The organism is Amedibacillus dolichus DSM 3991 (assembly GCF_000154285.1).
Taxonomy (GTDB): Bacteria; Bacillota_I; Bacilli_A; order Erysipelotrichales; family Erysipelotrichaceae; genus Amedibacillus; species Amedibacillus dolichus.
Map to the genome: position 1 here is coordinate 16,385 of NZ_DS483462.1, position 21,214 is coordinate 37,598.

Consider the following 21,214-nt stretch of genomic DNA (forward strand, 5'->3'; position numbering starts at 1 on the left):
ATATGCTGATTACACAACGATTGCATCAGCAAGCTGAACGTCAATATTATAGCGGGCGTCTTTAATGGCGACGACATAGCTATCTTTTAAGTGGGAAATAATAGTTATTGCTTCACCACTATAACATCCTAATGAAAACAAGAAAGCATTAAGATCATTATCATCAGTTTCAATCTGTTGAATGATATACTCTTGACCTTCAATAGCATCTTTTAATTTCATAATGCTTCACCTCACTCTTTTAGTTAGCTCAATCTAACTATATGTATGATATAACTTTAAAATAATATTTGTCAATAATTAAATGCAAATCATTTGAAAAATTTTAATTTTTTTGTATAAACAGGTTGTAAGATAACTATATAGTCTATCATCTATGAGTTTACATGGAAAAATAGGATACTGAAATCTAGGAATATCAATTTTATAAATAGAAATAAAGAATATATGAGTAAAAAATAGACTGTTTATCAAGGATATTCTTCTAATTAGGTTAGTGAACTATACTGTTAGATTTATTGAGAATGTGATGGAAAACGCGAATCAATGCTCATAAGATAAGAGGTAAGTCAAAGGACATATATCTTTTTAAATGGTGTTGATGTCAAAGCTAAGAAAATATGATATGATACAAGTAGATAAAATCATAAAGAGAGTATTGTAGTATTCATCTATCATTAGCTATTATAAAATCCTAAAGTAATAAACAGTAACACCAAGGTGTCGCTGTGTGGTGTTTCAACAAATCAGGAGCAGCTTGGAAAATAAATAGGAGGAGCAGATATGGGAAAGACAAGAATTTTATTTGCGGAAGGCAATGATGAGCGTATGATGGAGGCGGCAGTTCATTTGCATGAAGAAGGATTTGTAGAACCTGTTTTGTTCGGTGATTACAATCAAATCATGACGATTGCAAAACAAAAAGGTAAGCAGCTGGAAGGAATCGAAATCATGGATCCGTCAAACATCAGCAATGAGATCAAGGAACAGATGGTTATGGAAATGATTCATTTGCGCAAGGGGAAATGGGATCAGGCAATGTGTCGTGAAAAGCTTGAACATGCCAATTATTTTACGACCATGGCTTTGCAGATTGGATTGGTTGATGGCTTATTGGGTGGTTCAACGACAACGACAGCAGATACTTTACGTCCGGCTTTGCAGTTGATTAAAACCAATCCCACATCGTCTTTAGTATCAAGCTGTTTTTTGATGGTAAAGGACGAGAAGGTGTTTTTATTCAGTGATTGTTCCTTAAATATCAATCCAAGTGCTGATGAATTGGTTGATATAACCCTACAAACCGTAGAGAGCGCCAATCAATTGGGCATTGTACCTAAAGTCGGTATTTTATCATATTCTACACTTGGCTCTGGAAAGGGAGAAAGTGTGGATAAGATGCGTGAGGTAGCCAAACGTTTGAAACGAATGATGCTTGACTTTGAGGTGGAAGGAGAAATTCAGGTTGATGCGGCACTATCAAAGGAAACGGCGGCTTTAAAAGCACCTAACAGCACGATAGCGGGAAATATCAATGTATTGATTTTTCCATCACTTGATGCAGGAAATATCGGCTATAAGCTAGTTGCCAGATTGGGAGGCTATGAGGCTATCGGCCCGATTGTTCAGGGTTTGAATAAACCGGTAAATGATTTGTCGCGTGGCTGTACGAGTGAAGAAGTATATAAGATGGCAAGAATTACGGCGATGCAGGTAAGTGAGCGAAAGCAGCAAAATAGCGAAGAATCACTGGATAGGCTATCGACAAGAGTGTAGGATGTAAGGCTAAGAACGGGAACGATCTGTGATGATGCGCAGGTCGTTTCTTTTTGAAATGTAATGTATTATTTATTAAAAAAAATGTTAAATATATATTGATAAAAAATAAAAATAGGGTATAATAAGCATGTTTGATTTTTTAAAACAAATGTTTAGTATATGAAAAGGAGGGAGATTTTTGGATATCGGAGCAAAGCTGAAGGCATTGCGTCTTCGTAATGATTTGACATTGGAAGAGGTTGCCTCACGAAGCGAGCTGACCAAGGGATTTATATCGCAGGTGGAAAGAAATCTTACCAGTCCCAGCATTTCGACGTTGGAGTATTTGTTGGAGGCACTTGGAACCAATCTCGCGGATTTCTTTAAAGAGGAGAAGGAGGAACAGATTGTCTTTCAAACACAGGACTTCTTTGAGAGCGTAAAGGACGAATATACGATTGAATGGATCATTCCCAATGCGCAGAAGAATGAAATGGAGCCGATTCTTTTAACTCTCCACCCACATGAGAAAAGTATGGTTATGGATTGTCATAACGGAGAAGAATTCGGTTATGTATTGAAGGGAAGCGTGATCCTTGTACGTGGAAACCAAAGACAGGCGGTGCGAGCAAATGAAACCTTCTATTTAGATGGTAAGGTGAGCCATTATTTGGAAAATAACACGTCTAGGGACGCCAAGATACTATGGGTTACGACACCCCCTATGTTTTAAAACGGAGGAGCTGTAGGTATGGAAAAGAAAAAGCTGATCCAATTCCGCAATATCGTTAAGGATTTTGACGGACAGATCGTATTAAAAGGGATCAATTTGGATATTTATGAAAATGAATTTGTAACACTGCTTGGACCTAGCGGCTGTGGAAAAACTACGCTGTTAAGGATTCTGGGAGGCTTTTTAGATGCTACGGAGGGAAGTGTTATTTTCGATGGGGAGGATATCAGTAAGCTGCCACCCTATAAAAGAGAATTAAACACTGTATTTCAAAAATATGCTCTGTTTCCGCACATGAGCGTATATCAAAACATTGCTTTCGGATTGAAGATAAAAAAGGTAAGCAAGGACGTTATTGAACAAAAGGTTATGAAAATGCTGAAGTTGATCGGTTTGGAAGGATATGAAAATAAGAATGTTACCCTGTTATCCGGTGGACAGCAGCAACGTGTAGCGATTGCCAGAGCATTGGTGAATGAACCAAAGGTACTTTTGTTAGATGAGCCGTTAGGTGCTCTTGATCTAAAGCTGAGAAAAGAGATGCAGTATGAATTAAAACGTATTCAGCAGGAAGTCGGAATTACCTTTATCTTTGTTACACACGATCAAGAAGAGGCACTTACGATGTCAGATAAAATCGTTGTTATGAAGGACGGCGAAATTCAACAGGTTGGCTCACCCCAAGATATTTACAACGAGCCGGAAAATAAATATGTTGCGAACTTTATCGGAGAAAGCAATATCCTATCCGGTATCATGCTAGAGGATTATAAAGTAAAATTTGATGATATAGTGTTTGATTGTGTTGATTTCGGTTTTAAAGAAAAAGAACCGGTGGACATTGTTATTCGTCCGGAGGATATTGATATTGTCGAATGCAACGAGGGCAAGCTTCAAGGAGAAGTGCTGAGTGTATTGTTTAAGGGTGTACATTATGAGGTTATCGTAGAAACGGTGCCTGGAACAACGGTTAAGGTGAAAATGCATGTCATTCGCAACCACGATGTAGCTTCCGATGATGGAAAAGAAAAAATCAGTGCAAATGATTTCTATGTGGATATTGAGGATTTAAAGGATTTAGATGATAAGGAAATCGTTGCGCGTGCCGATGCACAGGCATGGGATCCGCAAGCCGATGAATATATTTCCATCAATAAGATCGAATACGATCTAAAGGAAGAAATCGGTGAATATCCGGTTACCTTCTCCACGGCGAATGGAACCTCTATTCAAAGAAAAATCTTTGTTGTCAATCAAACCTATGTAAAAAATGAAAAAGCAAATGAAGCAGTTATGGCGTTCAACTTCTTTAAAACCGTTGATGAGATTAAAGAATCGGTTGCATTAGATACCGATTTAAAAACATGGGCGAATGCACAAGGCTGGAAGTTGTCAGATGATGAACAATCCGTTGATATTTCGGTTGATTATAGCTTTGATGTTGATGATATTAAAGAAGGAGTTTATGAAATTGTATTCTCAACGACGGGACGTGAATTTAAAATTCATACTACCGATTATGTAGAGGAAGGAAAAGAGGTCGGCTTAACCTTCTTCCCTGAGGATATTCATGTCATGGAGAAAATGAGTTTCTGATGAAGAAATTTTCACAGCTTGCGTGGCCTTACATGGTATGGGTAGCGCTTATGATCTTATTGCCGATGATTTTGATTATGTTGTATGCATTCACAAAGCCGGGAAATGATATCATAAGTTTCTCCTTCACCTTAGACCACTTTAAGAAATTTTTTACCGACCTGGATTTCCTCTTGATTTTATGGAGATCGTTATTGATTGCGTTAAAGACAACGCTTATTTGTGTGGTTTTGGGCTATCCGGTTGCGTATTTTATTGCACGCAGCTCCGATCGCTTAAGAAATATTTTGATTTTGGTTATTACACTTCCAATGTGGATCAATATGTTGGTACGTACTTATGCATGGATCGGTATTTTAACCAAAGATGGAATTTTACAAACCGTATTAAGTTGGTTTGGAATTGATACCGGTGAGATTTTATATACCGAAACAGCGGTTTTGCTTGGTATGGTGTATAATTTTATTCCGTTTATGATTCTGCAAATCAATACTTCCTTGTGTAAAATGGATAAATCGCTATTAGAAGCCAGCAATGACTTAGGTGCCAATAAGCTTCAAACCTTCTTGCGAGTTACCCTGCCATTGTCCTTGCCGGGTGTGGTTAGTGGAATTACACTTGTATTTTTACCTGCCGTTAGTTCCTTCTTCATACCGAAGCTATTAGGTGGAGGACAATTCTTCTTAATCGGTAACGTCATTGAAAATCAATTTATTACCGTTGGGGAATGGAACTTCGGTAGTGCGATTTCGATGATCATGGCAATGGTTATGATGTTAAGTATGGTATTGATTCGTAAGATTGAAGATAAAAACAATGGGAAGGGGAGAAAACACGCATGAAAAAGGAAAAACGTATCTTCGGCTCTTTGCTCATGGGATTAACCGTTATCTTCTTCTATCTTCCGATTGTATTCATGGTAATCTTCTCTTTTAACTCCAGTAAATCCTTAACGCATTTCGAGGGCTTTTCTACGATGTGGTATGAAAAGATGTTTGCCAATCGAGATATGATGGAATCATTATACACGACCATCATCATTGCTTTGATCGCTACTGTAGTTTCTACTATTATTGGAACGATTACGGCAATCGGTTTGTCGAAATCAAAGAAGCTGGTAAAAAGACTTGTTATGCAGCTGAATGATTTTCCGATCATGAATCCGGAGATTGTTACGGCAATCGGTTTAATGCTGTTGTTTATTACATTTAAGATTGAAAAAGGCTTTATGACAATGCTGTTAGCCCATATTGCCTTCTGTACGCCGTATGTGATTTTAAGTGTCATGCCGAAAATCCGCTCTCTAGATCCGAACTTGGCCGATGCGGCTATGGACTTGGGCGCAACTCCTTGGCAGGCTCTTACGAAGGTATTGGTACCGCAGATCACTCCGGGTATTGTATCCGGTGCCTTGATTGCGTTTACCATGTCCTTTGATGACTTTATTATCTCTTACTTCGTTACCGGAGGGGGAGTAAAGAATTTAAGTATTATGGTTTATACGATGAGCAAGCGTGTAAATCCAAGTATCAATGCAATTTCAACACTTGTTGTTGTTTTGATAACGATTGTTCTAATTGTGATTAACGTAGTGCCGCTTATTAAGGCAAGAAAGGATAGGAAGAAAAATGAAAAAGCTTTTAGTTAGTGTATTGACAGCCTTTATGGCTGTAACAATAGCCGGCTGTGATTCTAATGGCGGCGGTGGAGAATATGAAGGACAGGAGCTTCACCTATATAACTGGGGAGAATATATGGGAGAAAATCTAATCCAGGATTTTGAAGAAAAAACCGGTGCCAAGGTAGTTGTTGATTATTTTGATTCCAATGAACAGATGTATATCAAGGTTGCTAACGGAGAATCTTATGATATTCTTGTACCTAGTGATTATATGATCGAACGTTTGATTCAGGAAGACTTGATTCAGAAATTAGATCAATCTAAATTGAATTGCTTGGATTTGTTAGCAGATGGTGTAAAAGGACTTCCTTATGACCCTAAGAACGAATACTCTATTCCGTATTTCTGGGGAAGTGTTGGCATTGTTTATAATAAGACGAAGGTAAGCGAAAAGGATTTGAGAAAACAAGGCTATAATATTTTCTTAAACACCAAATATAAAGGTGATATTTACTTATATGATTCTGAACGTGATAGCTTTATGATGGCATTGAAAGCACTTGGTTATTCTATGAATACAAGTGATAAAAAGGAATTGAATGAAGCATACGAATGGCTGCTTCAGTGCGTTAAGACGATGGAACCGGAAATCGTAACTGATGAAATTATCGACAGCATGGCGCAAGGAAGAAAAGCATTAGGATTGATCTACTCCGGAGATGCTGCTTATGTTATGAGTGAAAATGAGGATATGGGCTTCTATATACCGGAAAGTGGAACAAATTTATGGAGCGATGGTATGGTGATTCCTAAGAATGCTAAAAATGTTGAACTTGCACATGAATTTATCAACTATGTAGCTTCTTATGAAGGTTCTATGGATAATTCAAGCACAGTAGGCTACACTTCCGCAAATAAAGAAGTTATGGAAGAATTATCCGGACCTGGTGGAGATTATGAAGGAATCAATGCGTATGTTCCAAGAACTGGAAATGATAAAGATGAAGTATTTACTTACGATGAAGCAACTCGTAAGCTCATTTCTGAGCTATTCAGCAAGGTAAAGGTTGCGGCTTCCAATTCCTAATAGCTGAAAATGATCAAGAAACAGGCGTTTGCCTGTTTTTTTCATTAGAATCAGATATCTTGCATCGCATATTTCCAATCCATTGCAGTTTGGAGGTATTGTAATTTATCGTAGAAAACAATGACAAAACTGTAATAAGTGCTGGCATAAATTACGGTAAGTGGTATAATATTTACCATATTGTAATTTTTGAGGTGATAAAATGAAAAAACGAATGCGAATTACTTGGGCGGCAATTAAGATGGAAATTAAACAGCATCGTACAACTTTTGCGGTTTATGTGCTGCTTCGCTTTTTCGTCATTGCTATGATGATTTTGGCATTGTTAAATCGTAATTACGAGCATGTATTCTTATGTGTTTTGACCTTATTTTTGTTTATTGTACCAAGCTTTATCCAGGTGCGTTTTAAAATCGAATTGCCGTCTTTGTTGGAAATTATTATTCTGCTATTTATATTCAGTGCGGAGATTTTAGGCGAAATCAGCTCATTTTATATTTTATTTCCAATGTGGGATACGATCTTGCATACCATCAATGGCTTTTTAGCTGCGGCAATCGGCTTTTCTTTGGTAGATATCATGAATAAAGATGAGCGTATTCAATTTCACTTATCTCCTTTGTTTATGGCAATCGTTGCCTTTAGCTTTTCAATGACCATTGGTGTCGTATGGGAAATCTATGAATTTGCAGCGGATACATTTGCCGGATTGGATATGCAGAAGGATACGATTGTCCATCACATTACGACCGTTACGTTAGATGCAACTAAAAGCAATATTCCAATCACTGTTGATGGTATTAAAGATGTCGTGGTAAATGGGAAAAGTCTTGGCCTTGGCGGTTATTTGGATATCGGATTGATTGATACGATGTATGATTTGATTGTTAATCTCATCGGAGCGGTTACCTTTAGTATCTTTGGCTTCTTCTATGTGAAGTATCGTGGAAAGAATACCTTTATCAATCGCTTTATTCCACGCCGTAAGAATAAAAAAGAGGATTATTTACGAGAAGCAGAAATGCTTTTAGAGGAAAAGAGCGAAGAATAGAAGATTTGGAAAGTATTGGCAAGCACCTTTCGGTAATTATATAGTATATCGTATTTACAAATGATTTATTTATAGCTACTATATAATAGAAAGGGAAGTGAGCCTATGGAGGAGAAAAAAAGCATCGAAATATCAAGGGAAGAAGAGACAATCCTTTGTTTCTATCGCAAGCTTGATAGATTAAAGCAACAGAAATTCTTAAAGTTTTTAGAATCCCTACGGCGCGTGCTGATTGATGAGGATCATGATGTTTTGGCATAATGAAAAAAGATTTTGTATGAGGGTGGGATTCTTGCTCTATCCTGAGTAAATAAAAAAATGGAGATTTCTAGTAGGGGGAAGGAAACGATCCTACAAGAAATCTCTTTTTTTGTATTTATTTTAGGATCAAAAGAATTTGATAGTATTATGCAATATTTTTTATATTGTAATTGTTTATGAAAAGATAAACATAAATGCTGCTAAATTATATTTTACATTTATTTACATAATGTTTTGTAAAATATTTCATAAAATGATTGACATTTACAGTTTGCCGTCGTACTATAAGAACATATAAAGCGTGGAAAAGAAATAGTAGGGATATGGACATTACAGAGAACCTTTGGTTGGTGGAAAAAGGTATGCGAAGTATTTTGAACACATCTTGGAGTGCTGAGGTGAAAAAAGTAGCCCAGACGTTTTGCATACGTTACCCTGCTGAGTATTCGTTACTCTTAGAGGCAGTCATTGATTGCGAAATAAGGTGGAACCACGTAAGCTAGCTTTCGTCCTTTAGATGAAAGCTTTTTTGTTTTTTGAAGGAGGTTGAGGAAGTGAAGATGCATTGGATTCCGGAAGGAACACGCGATTTTGTACCTGCACAGTACCATATCAAACAGAATGTGAAGGATCGAATTGAAAAGGTTTTCGATGCCTTTGGCTATGATGAAATATCAACACCGACTTTGGAGTATTATCAGACATATCTAATGGGGTTTGAACAGCTGAAGGAAGAGGCAATGTATAAGCTTATTGATTCAAGTGGAAGTATTTTAGCCTTGCGAATGGATATGACAGTGCCGATTGCCCGCTTTGTTTCCAATAAGTATAAGAACGTAAAAAAGCCCTTACGTTTTCGATATTGTGCTGATGTTTATAAACAGAAAGCACATTTGGGAGGGAAACAAAATGAGGTTAGTGATTGTGGAATCGAATTGATTGGCTTAAGCAGTGAGGAAAGTGATTTAGAGGTTATTGTATGTGCTATGGAGGTCATGCGCTCATTAAACAAACACTTTACGTTGGAAATCGGCGAGGTAAATATTTTTCTTAAAACCTGTCAAAAGCTGGCGTTATCTAAGGAGGAAATAGAAACGCTGGCAGATTATATCGACCGTAAAAGCATGCTTGATTTAGCAAATTATTTAGAAACCTTAAAGCTTCCTATCACCTATCGCACGTTCTTCTTAAAGCTGCCTTGGCTATTTGGAAAAGGGGATATTTTGCAAGAAGCTCTTGAATATTGTCAGGACGATGAGGTTAAGGAAATTCTGTTTGGTTTAAAGCTATTGGATCAACAGCTTCGCTCATTAGGTTATGAGGTAAGCTTTGATCTTGGCAAGATCGCACACTTGAATTATTACAGTGGTATTATTTTCGAAGCCTTTATGGAGGGAAGTGGCACAAGTGTCTTAAGTGGTGGCCGCTATGATCATTTGTTGGAAAAATTCGGTAAACCGGCGTATGCCATCGGCTTTAGCGTCAAATTGGATTACGTATTTGCGGTGCTTGAAGAAGTGCCACTAGAAAAGCCATGGATTTTATACTATCCGAAGGCAAAGACATTGGAGGCTTTGCGTTATGCTGGAGAGCTGCGAAAGTTTCATCGTGTGCAGCTATATCCAAGGGAGGTTGAAACACTGCTGCTAGTAAAGGAGGGATTTGTATGACAATCGCCATTGCGCTTACCAAGGGACGTTTGGAAAAAGCAAGCATTGCAATGCTAAAGAAGGAAGGATATGGAGTCGAAGCCTTGAAGGAGAAAGGACGCACCTTAGTATTCGAGGATACGCAAAAGGACATTCGCTATTTTCTTGTAAAGCCCAATGACTGCATTACCTATGTGCAGCATGGAGTTGCGGATATTGGAATTGTAGGTAAGGATACCTTAATGGAGGGAAGTGATGACTACTATGAGCTGCTTGATTTAAACATTGGGAAGTGTCGCTTTATCTTAGGTGGTTTAAAGGGGCATAATCCTTTTGATAAGCTAGGTCATATCACAATCGGAACAAAGTACCCCAATGTCGCTAAGGCATATTTTATGGAAAAGGGCAGGGAGATAGAGTGTATTAAAATTGATGGCTCTGTTGAATTGGCACCGCTTTTAGGTTTATGTGATGGAATCGTGGATATCATGGAAACCGGAGATACCTTAAGGGAAAATGGTTTGGTTGTTTTTGATACACTTTGTGATCTAAGTGCTCGTGTCATTGTAAATAAAGCCAGTTTGAAGCTGAAGCAAACGGCAGTATGTGCGGTGCTAGAGGATTTGCAAAGGGGGAGTGCAGCATGTTAAAGCAACTGAATATTGAACAGATCGATCAGTTACAAAGCTATATTGAGGAACGCAGAGTAGTGATGAATCCTGCTTTGATAGGAAGGGTAAGTGCTATTTTAGAGGACGTAAGAATGCATGGAGATGAGGCAGTGCTTCGCTATACCAAGCAATTTGATGGAATGGAGCTGAATAAACTTCGTGTATCAAGTGAAGAATTAAATGCACAAGCTGATTTATGCACACCGGAATTTAGAAGAAGCATGCAGCAGGCCAAAGAAAATATCTTATTTTATCATCAAGCACAAATATCAAAAGGCTATCGTTTGGAAAAGGAAATGGGCATTTATTTAGGACAGCGGGTACTTCCTTTGGATAGTGTCGGTATTTATGTTCCGGGAGGAAGTGCACAATATCCAAGCAGTGTGCTTATGAATGCATTGCCTGCTCGTTTGGCAGGGGTGAAACGAATCGTTATGCTTACTCCACCATCAAAAGAAGGTAGTATTCACACTAATATTGCCTTAGCCGCAAAGCTTGTAGGTATTGATGAGGTTTATAAAGTCGGAGGTGCACAGGGAATTGCGGCCTTGGCGTATGGTACGCAAAGTATAGCGAAGGTGGATAAGATCGTAGGACCGGGAAATGTATATGTCGCCTGTGCGAAAAAATTAGTGTTTGGTGATGTTGATATTGACATGATAGCCGGACCAAGTGAAATTTTAGTGATTGGTGATGAAGGTGCTAATCCGAAGTGGATTGCGGCAGATTTGTTATCGCAGGCAGAGCATGATCCTCAAGCAAGTGCTGTTTTACTTGCGGTATCACAAAATATGGTTGATGCGGTAAAGCAAGAGCTGCAAAAACAAACACGTTGTCTTCCAAGGCAGAAAATCATTCATGAATCCTTGGAAAACTATGGTCTTGCACTTGTTTGCGAAAGCTTGCAGCAATGTGTCGATATCAGTAATCAGATTGCACCGGAACATTTGGAGCTGATGGTCGATAAGCCTGAGGAGCTGTTACCACTGGTACGTCATGCGGGCAGTGTGTTTTTAGGTTATGCAACATGTGAAAGTGTTGGAGATTATTTCGGAGGAACCAATCATGTCCTTCCAACCGGTGGAACTGCACGCTTTTTCAATCCTTTAGGAGTGGATAGTTTTGTAAAGAAATCGAGCTATTTGCATTACAGCATAGAAGCACTGCAAGCCTATGGTGATTCCATAATTACCCTAGCAGAAGCGGAACAACTGCAAGCACATGCCAATGCAGTGAAGGTGAGGTGTAAGACATGAAGCAAACAATAATGTATGAAACAAATCAAAAGGCAGGGTGTTTATTGCATGCGAATGAGCTGCCATGGAATATTTCCGAGGAAATGCGACAGGAAATCATAAATGCAATAGCGACGCTGGAATTCCAGCGCTATCCGGATACAGAATGTACACAGCTTATCAAGACATATTGTGAGGTTGCATCGCTTTTTGAGAAGCAAGTGTTAGCCGGAAATGGCAGTGATGAATTGTTAGGACTGTTGATCGGAGCTTACTTAGGAAAAGGAAAAACGCTGTATACTCTTTCACCTGATTTCTCCATGTATGATTATTATGCCGGAATGTATGAAGCAAAGGTGCTTAAATTTAAGACACGAGAAGATGGCAGTTATAGCGTGAATGATTTTGTGGAATTTGGAAGGCGTAATCAGGTGGATATGATCATGCTTTCCAATCCTAACAACCCCACCGGTTTTGCCTTAAGCAATGCTAAGCTGCGTATCATTGCGGCTGCCTTTCCAAGAATTCCGGTTGTAATTGATGAAGCCTATGGTGAATTTTATGAAGAAAGCATGCGAAAGGAAGTGAAGTGTTATCCTAATCTTTATGTTACACGTACTCTTTCCAAAGCCTATGGTTTAGCTAGTATGCGCATTGGTTTTGTGATAAGCAATTCCAAAAATATCGAAGCATTGAAAAAGTATAAGGCACCTTATACGGTAAATGCTCTATCACAGCTTGTTGCGTGTGTAGCTTTGCGTCATGCAAAGGAGTATCAAGCGTATGTGGAAATTATAAAACAAGAGCGTGAAAAGCTATATCAAGGTTTGCGAAAACTATCCTTTTTACAGGTATTTCGTTCGAGTGCTAATTATATATATGGAAAAAGCAAACAAGCATCTAAGCTGATTGTCTATTTGCAGGAGCATGGTGTTATCATTCGCAGTTATGAAGATGATAGTTTTCGTATTACGATTGGAAGTGCGAAACAAAATAAGTACCTGCTAGCACTTTGTGAAGCATTTGAAAAGGAGGTAGGAAAATGCGATATGCAACAAAAGAGCGAACGACCAAAGAAACCGATATTCAAATAAGCTTGCGCCTTGATGGAAGCGGGAAGGCAGATGTTCATACCGGCATCGGATTTTTTGATCACATGCTGACATTGCTAAGCTTTCATTCACAAATGGATCTTACCCTTCTAGCACAGGGCGACTTGGAGGTATGCGATCATCATTGTATTGAGGATTGTGGAATTCTTTTAGGACAATGCTTTAAAGAGGCACTTGGTGATAAGCGAGGTATTCAGCGCTATGGCACTTGCTATATACCGATGGACGAGGCATTGGCACATGTAGTATTGGATATCAGTGATCGTGCGTATTTGGTTTATCACTGTGAGTTAAAAAGAGAAAGTATCGGTAACTTTTCTTGTGAAATGGTAGAAGAATTTTTACGTGCCTTTGCTTTTCAAGCAGGTATTACCTTACACGTAAATGTATTGTATGGCACAAACGATCATCATAAGATTGAAGCAATCTTTAAGGCTCTGGCAAAAGCATTAAAAATGGCAGTGATGATACAAGGAAATGAGCTGCCAAGCTCTAAGGGAGTTTTATGATGATTGCGATTATAGATTATGGCATGGGAAATCTGAGGAGCGTGGAAAATGCTTTAAGGTATCTTAAGACAGACTATTGTATTACGAATGATGCAGAAGTCTTACGTAAGGCAGATGGTTGGATCTTACCGGGAGTTGGTGCCTTTGCGGACTGTATGAAGCAGCTGCAAGCCCTAGGCTTGGTAGAGCTGTTGAAAGAGGAAGTAGGAAATGGAACGAAGCCGCTTTTAGGAATTTGTTTAGGCATGCAGGTATTGTTTGAGGAAAGCGAGGAAGGTGGACTTAGCAAAGGCTTAGGTCTTTTGAAGGGAAAAGTCGTAAAAATGATCGATCCACAAGCACGTATTCCGCATATCGGTTGGAATTTGTTGGAATATGATCAACCACACCCCTTATTTACTAAGCTTTCCGAAAAGCCCTTTGTGTATTTTGTGCACTCTTATTATGCAGTTCACTACGATTCCAATATCCTTATTGCTCATTCTTGTTATCATGATTTGCATATTTGTGCTTTGGTCGCAAAAGGGCATATAGTAGGAGCACAGTTTCACCCGGAGAAAAGCGGTACGGACGGACTGGCAATTTTACGATATTTTGTGGAGGAATGTGTATGATTATTTTACCGGCAATGGATTTGCTTGATGGCAAACCGGTACGCTTGTATCAAGGAGATTATAAACGTAAGGAAAGTGTAGGAGATGATGCTTTTTTGATTGCTCGGCAATTTAAAGCAGCAGGAGCAAGCTATTTGCATCTTGTTGATTTGAATGGTGCGAAAATGGGAAAGCCTTGTAATTTTGCTTTGATTCAAAAAATTGTTGCCGAAATCGGTATTCCGGTAGAGGTCGGTGGAGGGATTCGTACATTTTCGGATATCGAACGCTATCTTCAATGCGGAGCAAAGCGTATCATCTTAGGAACTGCTGCACTTGAAAATCCAAGCTTTTTAAAGGAAGCGCTGTGTCGCTATGGAGATAGGCTTGCAGTTGGGTTGGATTGTAAAGATGGGTATGTATATGGAAACGGTTGGCTTTCTGCCAGTCAAACAGACTATATAACTTTTGCGAAAGAAATGGAGCTGCTAGGAGTTAAAACCCTGATTGTTACTGATATTTCAAGAGATGGAACGATGCAGGGACCTAATTTAGCGATGCTTAAGAAGCTGTCAAAAGCGGTAAATATACAGCTGATTGCCTCCGGAGGAATTCGAGATCTGCACCATATCAAGCAGCTTTGTGAATTGGGGATTTATGGCGCAATTACGGGCAAGGCATTGTATGCAAACACTTTGTCATTGAAGGAAGCTATAGAGGAAAGTGAGGGATAGGAATGCACACCAAGCGTATCATACCATGCTTAGATGTTAAGGGTGGAAAGGTTGTGAAGGGAATTCAGTTTGTTGGCTTAAAAGAGGTTGGCGATCCAATTGAACTAGCGAAGCGCTACTATGAACAAGGGGCAGATGAATTGGTGTTTTTAGATATAGCTGCCACGCAGGAGGGACGAGATACGATGCTTTCGATGGTGGAAAGAGTTGCAAGGGAAATTTTTATTCCGTTTACCGTTGGTGGCGGTATTCGTACGCTCGAGGATATTCATAGGCTTTTGTTGGCAGGAGCAGATAAGGTGAGTTTAAACAGTGCTGCGGTATATCATAAACAGCTCATTCAGGAGGGAGCGCAGCGTTTCGGCAGTCAATGCATCGTATTGGCGGTTGATGCCAAGCGGCGTCAAGATAACAGCGGTTGGAATGTATATGTACGTGGCGGTGAAGAAGATAGTGGCTTGGATTTATTAGCATGGGTACAGGAAGCAGTTGCATTGGGAGCAGGAGAGATTTTGTTAACAAGCATGGACGCAGATGGAACCAAGCAGGGCTATGATATAGAAATGTGCAAGGCAGTGCGCTCCGTTGTATCGGTTCCGGTGATTGCTTCCGGAGGCTGTGGAGCACTTGCACACTTTGCCAAGGCATTTGAAACAGATGCTTGTGATGCGGCATTAGCTGCTAGTCTGTTTCATTATGAAGAAACAACAATTCCTAAGGTAAAGGCTTATCTTAAGAGGAAAGGAGTAGCGATTCGATAATGGAAATTGATTTTGAAAAAGGAGATGGACTTGTTCCGGTAATTGTGCAGGACGTGCATACAAAGCAGGTATTGATGCTTGCTTATATGTCAAAGGAAAGTTTAGCAATTACGTTGGAAAGTGGATATGCAACGTATTACAGTCGCTCTCGAAAACAGTTGTGGAAAAAGGGAGAAACCAGCGGACATGTGCAAAAAGTAAAGGAAATGTATATAGATTGTGATCAGGATACACTGCTGCTTTTGGTAGAACAAAAGGGTGCTGCCTGTCATAGTGGGAATTACAGCTGCTTTTATCGACGCTTCAAGGAGGATAATTATGAATGAACTAGCAGTTTTATACGATACGATTTTACAAAGAAAAGCAAATCCGGAAGCAGGGAGTTATACAACTTATCTTTTTGAAAAGGGTTTGGAAAAGATATTGAAAAAGGTAGGTGAAGAAAGCAGTGAGGTATTGATTGCGGCGCTGACACAAAGCAAAACGGATCAAATTAACGAGTTGGGGGATTTATTTTATCATCTTATGGTATTGATGGTGGAAAAAGGGATTACCTTAGAAGAAGTAAATGCAGAATTAACTCGAAGGAGTCAAAAGACACATAATAAAAAAGCAGAGCGTAAGCCTATTGAACAGCTGTAAAAAAGGATAATGCTCATAGCTGTTAAAAAATGTGATATGATATAGATAGCTTGGAGGTAATGCTATGAATTTTAAAGTTGAAAATTGGAAGCTATTGGTCTTATCGGTGTTTTATGTCATATTTGCTGTTATTTCTTACATGGTAAAAAAGGAACAGTTTTTAAATTTTTTCATGATTGCAGGATTGATCGTGGCAGTGGTAGGCTTGTTACAGATTATGGCATATTTCTTTAAAAAGGAGTATATGAAGCCGAATGAATTTAGCTTTGCATTTGGCGTTTTATATGTTGTGGCAGGTTTGATTGTTGCGACTAAGCCCGATGTGATCGTGGATAATTATCCCTTAGTGTTGAGTGGTGTGGTAGTGCTTGATAGTACCCTTCGCTTGCAATATTCTATGAATTTATTTCGATTGGAAAAAGAAGCATGGAAAATCAACGCGATTTTGGCGGCAGTACCATTGGTTTTAGGTGTAGTGTTGATTCTTGTGCCGATGTTAGAAGATTTCATGCATAACTATTTTAGCTTTTTGTTGATACTTGATGCGATTGCGAATTTTTATACGATTTTATATTATAAGCGAATCGTAAAAGAATTTGAGCGTAAGGGATATGCGTTAGTTGAGGATTCGCTAGAAGAATAAAAAAGAAAGAGGGATTGCAATGAGCTTTACACTTGCAAATGGAATACAGCTTCCAAAGGTTGGATTTGGAACCTATAAGGCGCTAGATCAAGAGAACATTCAAGTTTTGTTAGATGCGTTTGCCAGTGGATACACGTATTTTGACAGTGCATCGTTTTATGGTACGGAATGTTTTTTAGCGGAAGCAATGCAAAAGGGCAAGATTGATAGAGAAAAGGTGATGCTAGCATCTAAGGTTTGGAAGAATGAAATGGGCTATGAAGCTACAAAACAAGCATTTCAAAATACGCTAAATCGTTTGCGAACAGATTATTTAGATGTATATTTGATTCATTGGCCACGCCCTACGCTTTCATGTGATTGGAAAACACTTGTACTTGAAACATGGCAAGCGATGGAAGAATTGTATGATGAAGGACGTGTGCGTGCCATAGGAGTAAGTAACTTTTTACCTCAGCATTTAGAGGTTTTGCGAGCTTCATCACGTATTCAGCCAATGATCGATCAGCTTGAATTTCACCCCGGTTATACACAAGAGGCATGTGTACAATATTGTAAACAGCACCATATTCAAGTGCAGGCATGGAGTCCGATTGGAAGAACGCGTGTCTTGCAAGAACCGCTTATTTGTGAATTGGCTGAAAAATATCAGGTTTTTCCTGCACAAATTTGTCTGCGGTTTGCTTTGCAAAAAGGTGTTATGCCATTACCGAAGTCAAGTTCTTTAGAGCGTATGAAGCGAAATCGAACATTGGATTTTACGATTTCACAAGAAGATATGTATCGTTTGGATACACTTCCGCAAACCGGTTGGTCCGGAGAGCACCCGGATTTTGAAAGAGTGCAAGTGAAGTAGATAAAATAACGTATGAAAGGATAAGTGCCTTGAATCGTTGTAATAGAAAAGCTGTAGTTAGAATTGATCTTGTTAACTGCAGCTTTTTTCGTTGGAAGGATAAATATGTTTTAAAATAAAGGCTATTCGTGATAGGTATTTGATTTTTTACGAATATAAGCGCTAGAGCAAAGCAATAATAGGTGTGTGATATAGGCATTTAAGATGTCTGTATAAAATGCGTTTGCAAAGAAGAAAAGAAAAAGCATAAGAAATAAGCATACAACAATGGTGCATGCGGTATATAGTTTTAAAGAAAGGCGTTTTGCAGAGAAAAGAAGGAATGCAATAAAGGTCATTATGAAGGCAGCGACATATTGGATATACATATTTTTACTATATATACAATAAAAGGTAACTAGAATATTGATGGCAGATAATAAAAGTTCATAGGTATGCTTAGCAAGATTTTTTGAAGTGTTCATGAAGAATTTCCCTCCTTATGAAAGAATGTTATCGTTAGTATCATTATAGCATAGTCCTAAATAATAAAGTAGATAATCGAAAAAAGTAATAAGCAGTTTGTTTTAGGAAAAGAAAAACGCATGAATATAAGCTTCATACGTTTAGTGGAACATATCTTTTTTCTTGAAAATCCAAGTTGCAATCAGCATAAGAACAATAGCGATTAACAACGGGAACCATACAAATGGAAGTGGCAGATCGGGAACATTCATGCCATAAAAACCGAAGATGATATTTGGAATGGACATAACGATCGTAATAACTGTCAGTACCTTCATAACAATATTTAAGTTATTGGAAATGACAGAAGCAAAGGCATCCATTGTACCGGACAAAATATTGGTGTAGATATTACACATCTCGATTGCCTGATGAATTTCGATCAGCACGTCCTCTAATAAATCCTGATCTTCTTCATAAAGCTTGATAAGATGACCGCGATTGATACGGTTCATCGTAACCTCATCGGTTTTCAGTGAGGTGGAGAAATATACAAGTGATTTCTCTAAGCCAAGCATTTGAATGAGCTCTTTGTTACGCATAGATTGGTGCAATAAATGCTCGGTTCTGGAAGAAATGCGGTCTATTTGGCGTAGATAAATTAAGAAGCGTTGTGAAATACGAAGCATCAACAGTAGAAAAAAACGGGTTTTCATTTCGGTATTGATACCGCGTACTCTTCCCTTCGCCATATCCTCAATGCTTAGATTTTCATACAATGAAATGGTAATGATATAGCCCTTTTTAATAATAACACCCAAAGGAAGCGTTGTATAAAGCAATGTGTTTTCCTGAATGTTTTCTTCTTCCTCGGCACAAGGATAATCGACAATGATAAGCGTTTGATTGGTGTCATCATCATAATCAATATGAGAACTTTCTTCTTCGTCTAGTGAGGACTTAACAAATTCCGGCATAATGCCGATTTTTTCGATTAAAAAGTCAATTTCTTCTGTTGTCGGTGCAACGGCATTGATCCAACAGCCATGCTCCGGTTGATCGATTTTTTTTGTAACATTATCAAAGGTCTTGTAAAATTCAAGCATGTTTTAACCTCCTTAGAACAGGAGAACACCAGCTATGTCTCCTGTGTGATGCGATGGAATGATAGTTTGACCCGCGGGCTCTGGAGACATAACAAACACCTTCTTTCTATTGCTCATACATTATAGCATAAGAAGCATGAAAACGGATAGTAAAAAAGAAGGTTTTTCACCTTCTTGCCTCTTAATAATAGATTGATGCTTTTACTTTATCGCAGCTTTCTTTACCAAGCAGTTTTTCAATCAACGCAAAAGCAAAGTCAATGACCGCTGCTGCGGAACGACCGGTGATGATATTGCCATCAATAACGGCATAGCGATCCACATAGGTACCACCAAAATCTTCATTCATAGATGTAAAGCAGGTATAATTTTTATTCTTTAAATAGCCGGCTCTTCCTAAAATCGTCGGAGCAGCACAAATAGCAGCAACGACTTTATTGCTATGGATATAGCTGCTTAAGATTTCCATGATGTAAGCATCACTTTCTAATGTTTGGTAATGCGGACCTCCCGGTAAAAATAAAGCATCATAGCTTGTCGGATCAACTTCCTTAAGATCCTTTACCGGCTGTAAGGTGAGATTGAAACGTCCGCTAACCTTGTTTGCATCGCTTGTGCATACATCGACATCAATACCGGCTCTTCTTAATAGCGCAATCGTTCCCACTGCTTCTAATTCTTCAAAGCCATCTTTCATAATACATAGTACATTCATAGTATCTACCTCTTTTCAAGGGTATTATATACCGTATTTTGAATGACAGGCAAATATTTTTTTCTTTTCCTGCGTACATTGTAAGGGAGGTAAGTGTATGGAAAAATGGATATATATACTGGAGCGTTGGCAGAAAATACTATGGGGAATGCCGATGCTTGTTTTATTATTGGCAAGTGGAGCATTGTTAATGGTGAAAACACGCTTTTTTTTATTTCGTAAAAGCGATTTGATCGTTCGCAAGACGATTGGCTCTTTAGGAGCAAAAAAGCAGCAAGGGATTACTTCCTTTCAAGCAGTAACGACAGCTTTAGCCGGAACTTTGGGAGTCGGAAGCATTGTCGGTGTTGCAACGGCAATTACGATGGGAGGAGCAGGAGCTTTATTTTGGATGTGTGTAAGTGCGTTGTTTGGAATGATGTGTAAGTATGGAGAGGTTGTCTTGGCGATGCACTATCGTCATAAAGAAAATGGAGTTAGTTATGGTGGGGCGATGTATGTATTGGAAAAGGGGTGTCGTATGCCGGTTTTAGGTGTTCTGTTTGCACTGTTTTGCATACTTGCCTCCTTTGGAATAGGGAATATTACACCGACCAATACGATCGTAGAGAGTGTGCGTGTTTATTTGCCGCTTCCGCCACTGTTTATTACAGCTTTACTAGCAGTGCTGGTTGCTTCTCTTATATTCGGTAAAGGAAATCGAATCATGCGATTGAATGAAAAGCTCATTCCCTTTGTTTCCGTTCTTTATATTGCTGCCTGTGGATACTTGCTGTTTTTGCATCGTGAGCATCTTTTTTCTGCTGTTTTATTTGTTTTACAGGACGCTTTTGCGATTGATGCATTGGAAGGAGGAATTGGAGGCTTTGTCATTAGCAAAGCAATTCACTTTGGGGTATCGCGAGGAGTTTTTTCCAATGAAGCCGGTATGGGAAGCTCTCCTTTATCACATGCCGGAGTTGTTGATGCCAATCCGGTGGAACAAGGCTTTTGGGGTATATTCGAAGTATTTTTTGATACCTTGGTTATTTGTTTGATTACCGGCATGATGATTCTTACAAGTGATGCGTATGGTTTGGGGTTGGAGGGCGCTGCTTTGGTAATCGCATGCTTTCAAGAAGGCTTTGGTGTATGGGGAGGAATATTGTTTGCCTGTGCGATTGTAAGCTTTGCATTGCCTTCTATTTTGGGGTGGTATTATTATGCTCGTGAGTGTATTCATTATCTATTTACGACAAAGCTTATGCTGCATTTATATCAAGCATGTTTTTTGGGAGTGCTGGTTTGTTGCGGAAGTTTTGATTTTGTATATGTGTGGTACTTAGCTGATGTTTTAAATGCCTTAATGGCAATTCCAAACCTAATTTCACTTTTCCTTTTAAATAAAGATGTGGTAAAATTAACGAAAGAATACTTGATATTATATGGGAGGTGAAG

At 38.8% G+C, this 21,214-nt stretch carries 24 protein-coding genes and 1 other annotated feature; of the genes, 21 read left to right on the top strand and 3 right to left on the bottom strand.

Features of this window, described 5'->3' with window-relative positions; translation table 11 throughout:
• Positions 1 to 9: 9 nt before the first annotated feature.
• Positions 10 to 222, bottom strand: a complete 213-nt coding sequence (locus tag EUBDOL_RS00495) for a FeoA family protein (protein WP_004797435.1) — start codon at positions 220 to 222, stop codon at positions 10 to 12.
• Between the two features lie 561 nt (positions 223 to 783).
• Here EUBDOL_RS00495 and pta point away from each other — a divergent pair.
• The 20 genes from pta (at position 784) to EUBDOL_RS00590 (ending at position 17,512) form a co-directional block, all read left to right on the top strand.
• Positions 784 to 1,776, top strand: coding sequence for a phosphate acetyltransferase (gene pta, locus EUBDOL_RS00500; protein WP_004797436.1), 993 nt, complete (start codon positions 784 to 786; stop codon positions 1,774 to 1,776).
• 181 nt (positions 1,777 to 1,957) lie between these two features.
• Positions 1,958 to 2,491 carry a helix-turn-helix domain-containing protein gene (locus tag EUBDOL_RS00505; RefSeq protein ID WP_004797437.1) on the top strand — a complete coding sequence of 178 codons (534 nt, stop codon included), beginning with the start codon at positions 1,958 to 1,960 and terminating at the stop codon, positions 2,489 to 2,491.
• An 18-nt stretch (positions 2,492 to 2,509) separates the two neighbouring features.
• Entirely contained in the window at positions 2,510 to 4,087 is a 1,578-nt protein-coding gene (locus tag EUBDOL_RS00510) for an ABC transporter ATP-binding protein (RefSeq protein ID WP_004797438.1), read from the top strand.
• Positions 4,087 to 4,929 carry an ABC transporter permease gene (locus EUBDOL_RS00515; protein WP_004797439.1) on the top strand — a complete coding sequence of 281 codons (843 nt, stop codon included), beginning with the start codon at positions 4,087 to 4,089 and terminating at the stop codon, positions 4,927 to 4,929. Before EUBDOL_RS00510 ends, EUBDOL_RS00515 begins: the two co-directional genes overlap by 1 nt.
• Positions 4,926 to 5,735 carry an ABC transporter permease gene (locus EUBDOL_RS11670; RefSeq protein ID WP_004797440.1) on the top strand — a complete coding sequence of 270 codons (810 nt, stop codon included), beginning with the start codon at positions 4,926 to 4,928 and terminating at the stop codon, positions 5,733 to 5,735. Before EUBDOL_RS00515 ends, EUBDOL_RS11670 begins: the two co-directional genes overlap by 4 nt.
• Complete coding sequence (locus EUBDOL_RS11675) at positions 5,716 to 6,795, top strand: ABC transporter substrate-binding protein (protein ID WP_004797441.1); 1,080 nt, start codon at positions 5,716 to 5,718, stop codon at positions 6,793 to 6,795. The genes EUBDOL_RS11670 and EUBDOL_RS11675 overlap by 20 nt, the downstream gene beginning before the upstream one ends.
• 202 nt (positions 6,796 to 6,997) lie before the next feature.
• A complete protein-coding gene (locus EUBDOL_RS00530) occupies positions 6,998 to 7,846 on the top strand; it encodes a hypothetical protein (protein WP_004797443.1) in 849 nt (282 codons plus the stop codon).
• 105 nt (positions 7,847 to 7,951) lie between these two features.
• Complete coding sequence (locus tag EUBDOL_RS11415; RefSeq protein ID WP_004797444.1) at positions 7,952 to 8,107, top strand: hypothetical protein; 156 nt, start codon at positions 7,952 to 7,954, stop codon at positions 8,105 to 8,107.
• Positions 8,108 to 8,400: 293 nt separating this feature from the next.
• Positions 8,401 to 8,624, top strand: a binding site (T-box leader).
• A gap of 43 nt (positions 8,625 to 8,667) precedes the next feature.
• Positions 8,668 to 9,777 (top strand): ATP phosphoribosyltransferase regulatory subunit, encoded by a 1,110-nt coding sequence (hisZ, locus tag EUBDOL_RS00535; protein WP_235713670.1) that lies wholly within the window; start codon positions 8,668 to 8,670, stop codon positions 9,775 to 9,777.
• Complete coding sequence (gene hisG, locus EUBDOL_RS00540; protein WP_004797447.1) at positions 9,774 to 10,406, top strand: ATP phosphoribosyltransferase; 633 nt, start codon at positions 9,774 to 9,776, stop codon at positions 10,404 to 10,406. The genes hisZ and hisG overlap by 4 nt, the downstream gene beginning before the upstream one ends.
• Positions 10,400 to 11,683, top strand: coding sequence for a histidinol dehydrogenase (gene hisD, locus EUBDOL_RS00545; protein ID WP_004797448.1), 1,284 nt, complete (start codon positions 10,400 to 10,402; stop codon positions 11,681 to 11,683). The genes hisG and hisD overlap by 7 nt, the downstream gene beginning before the upstream one ends.
• A complete protein-coding gene (hisC, locus tag EUBDOL_RS00550) occupies positions 11,680 to 12,756 on the top strand; it encodes a histidinol-phosphate transaminase (protein WP_004797449.1) in 1,077 nt (358 codons plus the stop codon). The genes hisD and hisC overlap by 4 nt, the downstream gene beginning before the upstream one ends.
• The gene (gene hisB, locus EUBDOL_RS00555) at positions 12,705 to 13,283 is read left to right on the top strand and encodes an imidazoleglycerol-phosphate dehydratase HisB (RefSeq protein ID WP_004797450.1); all 579 of its coding nucleotides are present in this window, start codon (positions 12,705 to 12,707) and stop codon (positions 13,281 to 13,283) included. The genes hisC and hisB overlap by 52 nt, the downstream gene beginning before the upstream one ends.
• Positions 13,283 to 13,897, top strand: coding sequence for an imidazole glycerol phosphate synthase subunit HisH (gene hisH / locus EUBDOL_RS00560; protein ID WP_022420980.1), 615 nt, complete (start codon positions 13,283 to 13,285; stop codon positions 13,895 to 13,897). The genes hisB and hisH overlap by 1 nt, the downstream gene beginning before the upstream one ends.
• Complete coding sequence (gene hisA, locus EUBDOL_RS00565; RefSeq protein ID WP_004797452.1) at positions 13,894 to 14,610, top strand: 1-(5-phosphoribosyl)-5-[(5-phosphoribosylamino)methylideneamino]imidazole-4-carboxamide isomerase; 717 nt, start codon at positions 13,894 to 13,896, stop codon at positions 14,608 to 14,610. Before hisH ends, hisA begins: the two co-directional genes overlap by 4 nt.
• Before the next feature lie 2 nt (positions 14,611 to 14,612).
• A complete protein-coding gene (hisF, locus tag EUBDOL_RS00570; protein ID WP_004797453.1) occupies positions 14,613 to 15,371 on the top strand; it encodes an imidazole glycerol phosphate synthase subunit HisF in 759 nt (252 codons plus the stop codon).
• Complete coding sequence (gene hisI, locus EUBDOL_RS00575) at positions 15,371 to 15,697, top strand: phosphoribosyl-AMP cyclohydrolase (protein WP_004797454.1); 327 nt, start codon at positions 15,371 to 15,373, stop codon at positions 15,695 to 15,697. Before hisF ends, hisI begins: the two co-directional genes overlap by 1 nt.
• Positions 15,690 to 16,013: a phosphoribosyl-ATP diphosphatase gene (hisE, locus tag EUBDOL_RS00580; protein ID WP_004797455.1), complete on the top strand. Its 324-nt coding sequence runs from the start codon at positions 15,690 to 15,692 to the stop codon at positions 16,011 to 16,013. Before hisI ends, hisE begins: the two co-directional genes overlap by 8 nt.
• 64 nt (positions 16,014 to 16,077) lie before the next feature.
• Entirely contained in the window at positions 16,078 to 16,656 is a 579-nt protein-coding gene (locus EUBDOL_RS00585) for a DUF308 domain-containing protein (RefSeq protein WP_004797456.1), read from the top strand.
• A 19-nt stretch (positions 16,657 to 16,675) separates the two neighbouring features.
• A complete protein-coding gene (locus tag EUBDOL_RS00590; protein WP_004797457.1) occupies positions 16,676 to 17,512 on the top strand; it encodes an aldo/keto reductase in 837 nt (278 codons plus the stop codon).
• Between the two features lie 605 nt (positions 17,513 to 18,117).
• On the opposite strand, the gene EUBDOL_RS00600 is transcribed toward EUBDOL_RS00590, so the two are convergent.
• The gene (locus EUBDOL_RS00600; RefSeq protein ID WP_004797459.1) at positions 18,118 to 19,062 is read right to left on the bottom strand and encodes a magnesium transporter CorA family protein; all 945 of its coding nucleotides are present in this window, start codon (positions 19,060 to 19,062) and stop codon (positions 18,118 to 18,120) included.
• A 181-nt stretch (positions 19,063 to 19,243) separates the two neighbouring features.
• Positions 19,244 to 19,777: a DJ-1 family glyoxalase III gene (locus EUBDOL_RS00605; protein WP_004797460.1), complete on the bottom strand. Its 534-nt coding sequence runs from the start codon at positions 19,775 to 19,777 to the stop codon at positions 19,244 to 19,246.
• Between the two features lie 97 nt (positions 19,778 to 19,874).
• Here EUBDOL_RS00605 and EUBDOL_RS00610 point away from each other — a divergent pair, with 97 nt between their 5' ends.
• Entirely contained in the window at positions 19,875 to 21,212 is a 1,338-nt protein-coding gene (locus EUBDOL_RS00610; protein ID WP_004797461.1) for an alanine/glycine:cation symporter family protein, read from the top strand.
• Positions 21,213 to 21,214: the final 2 nt, after the last annotated feature.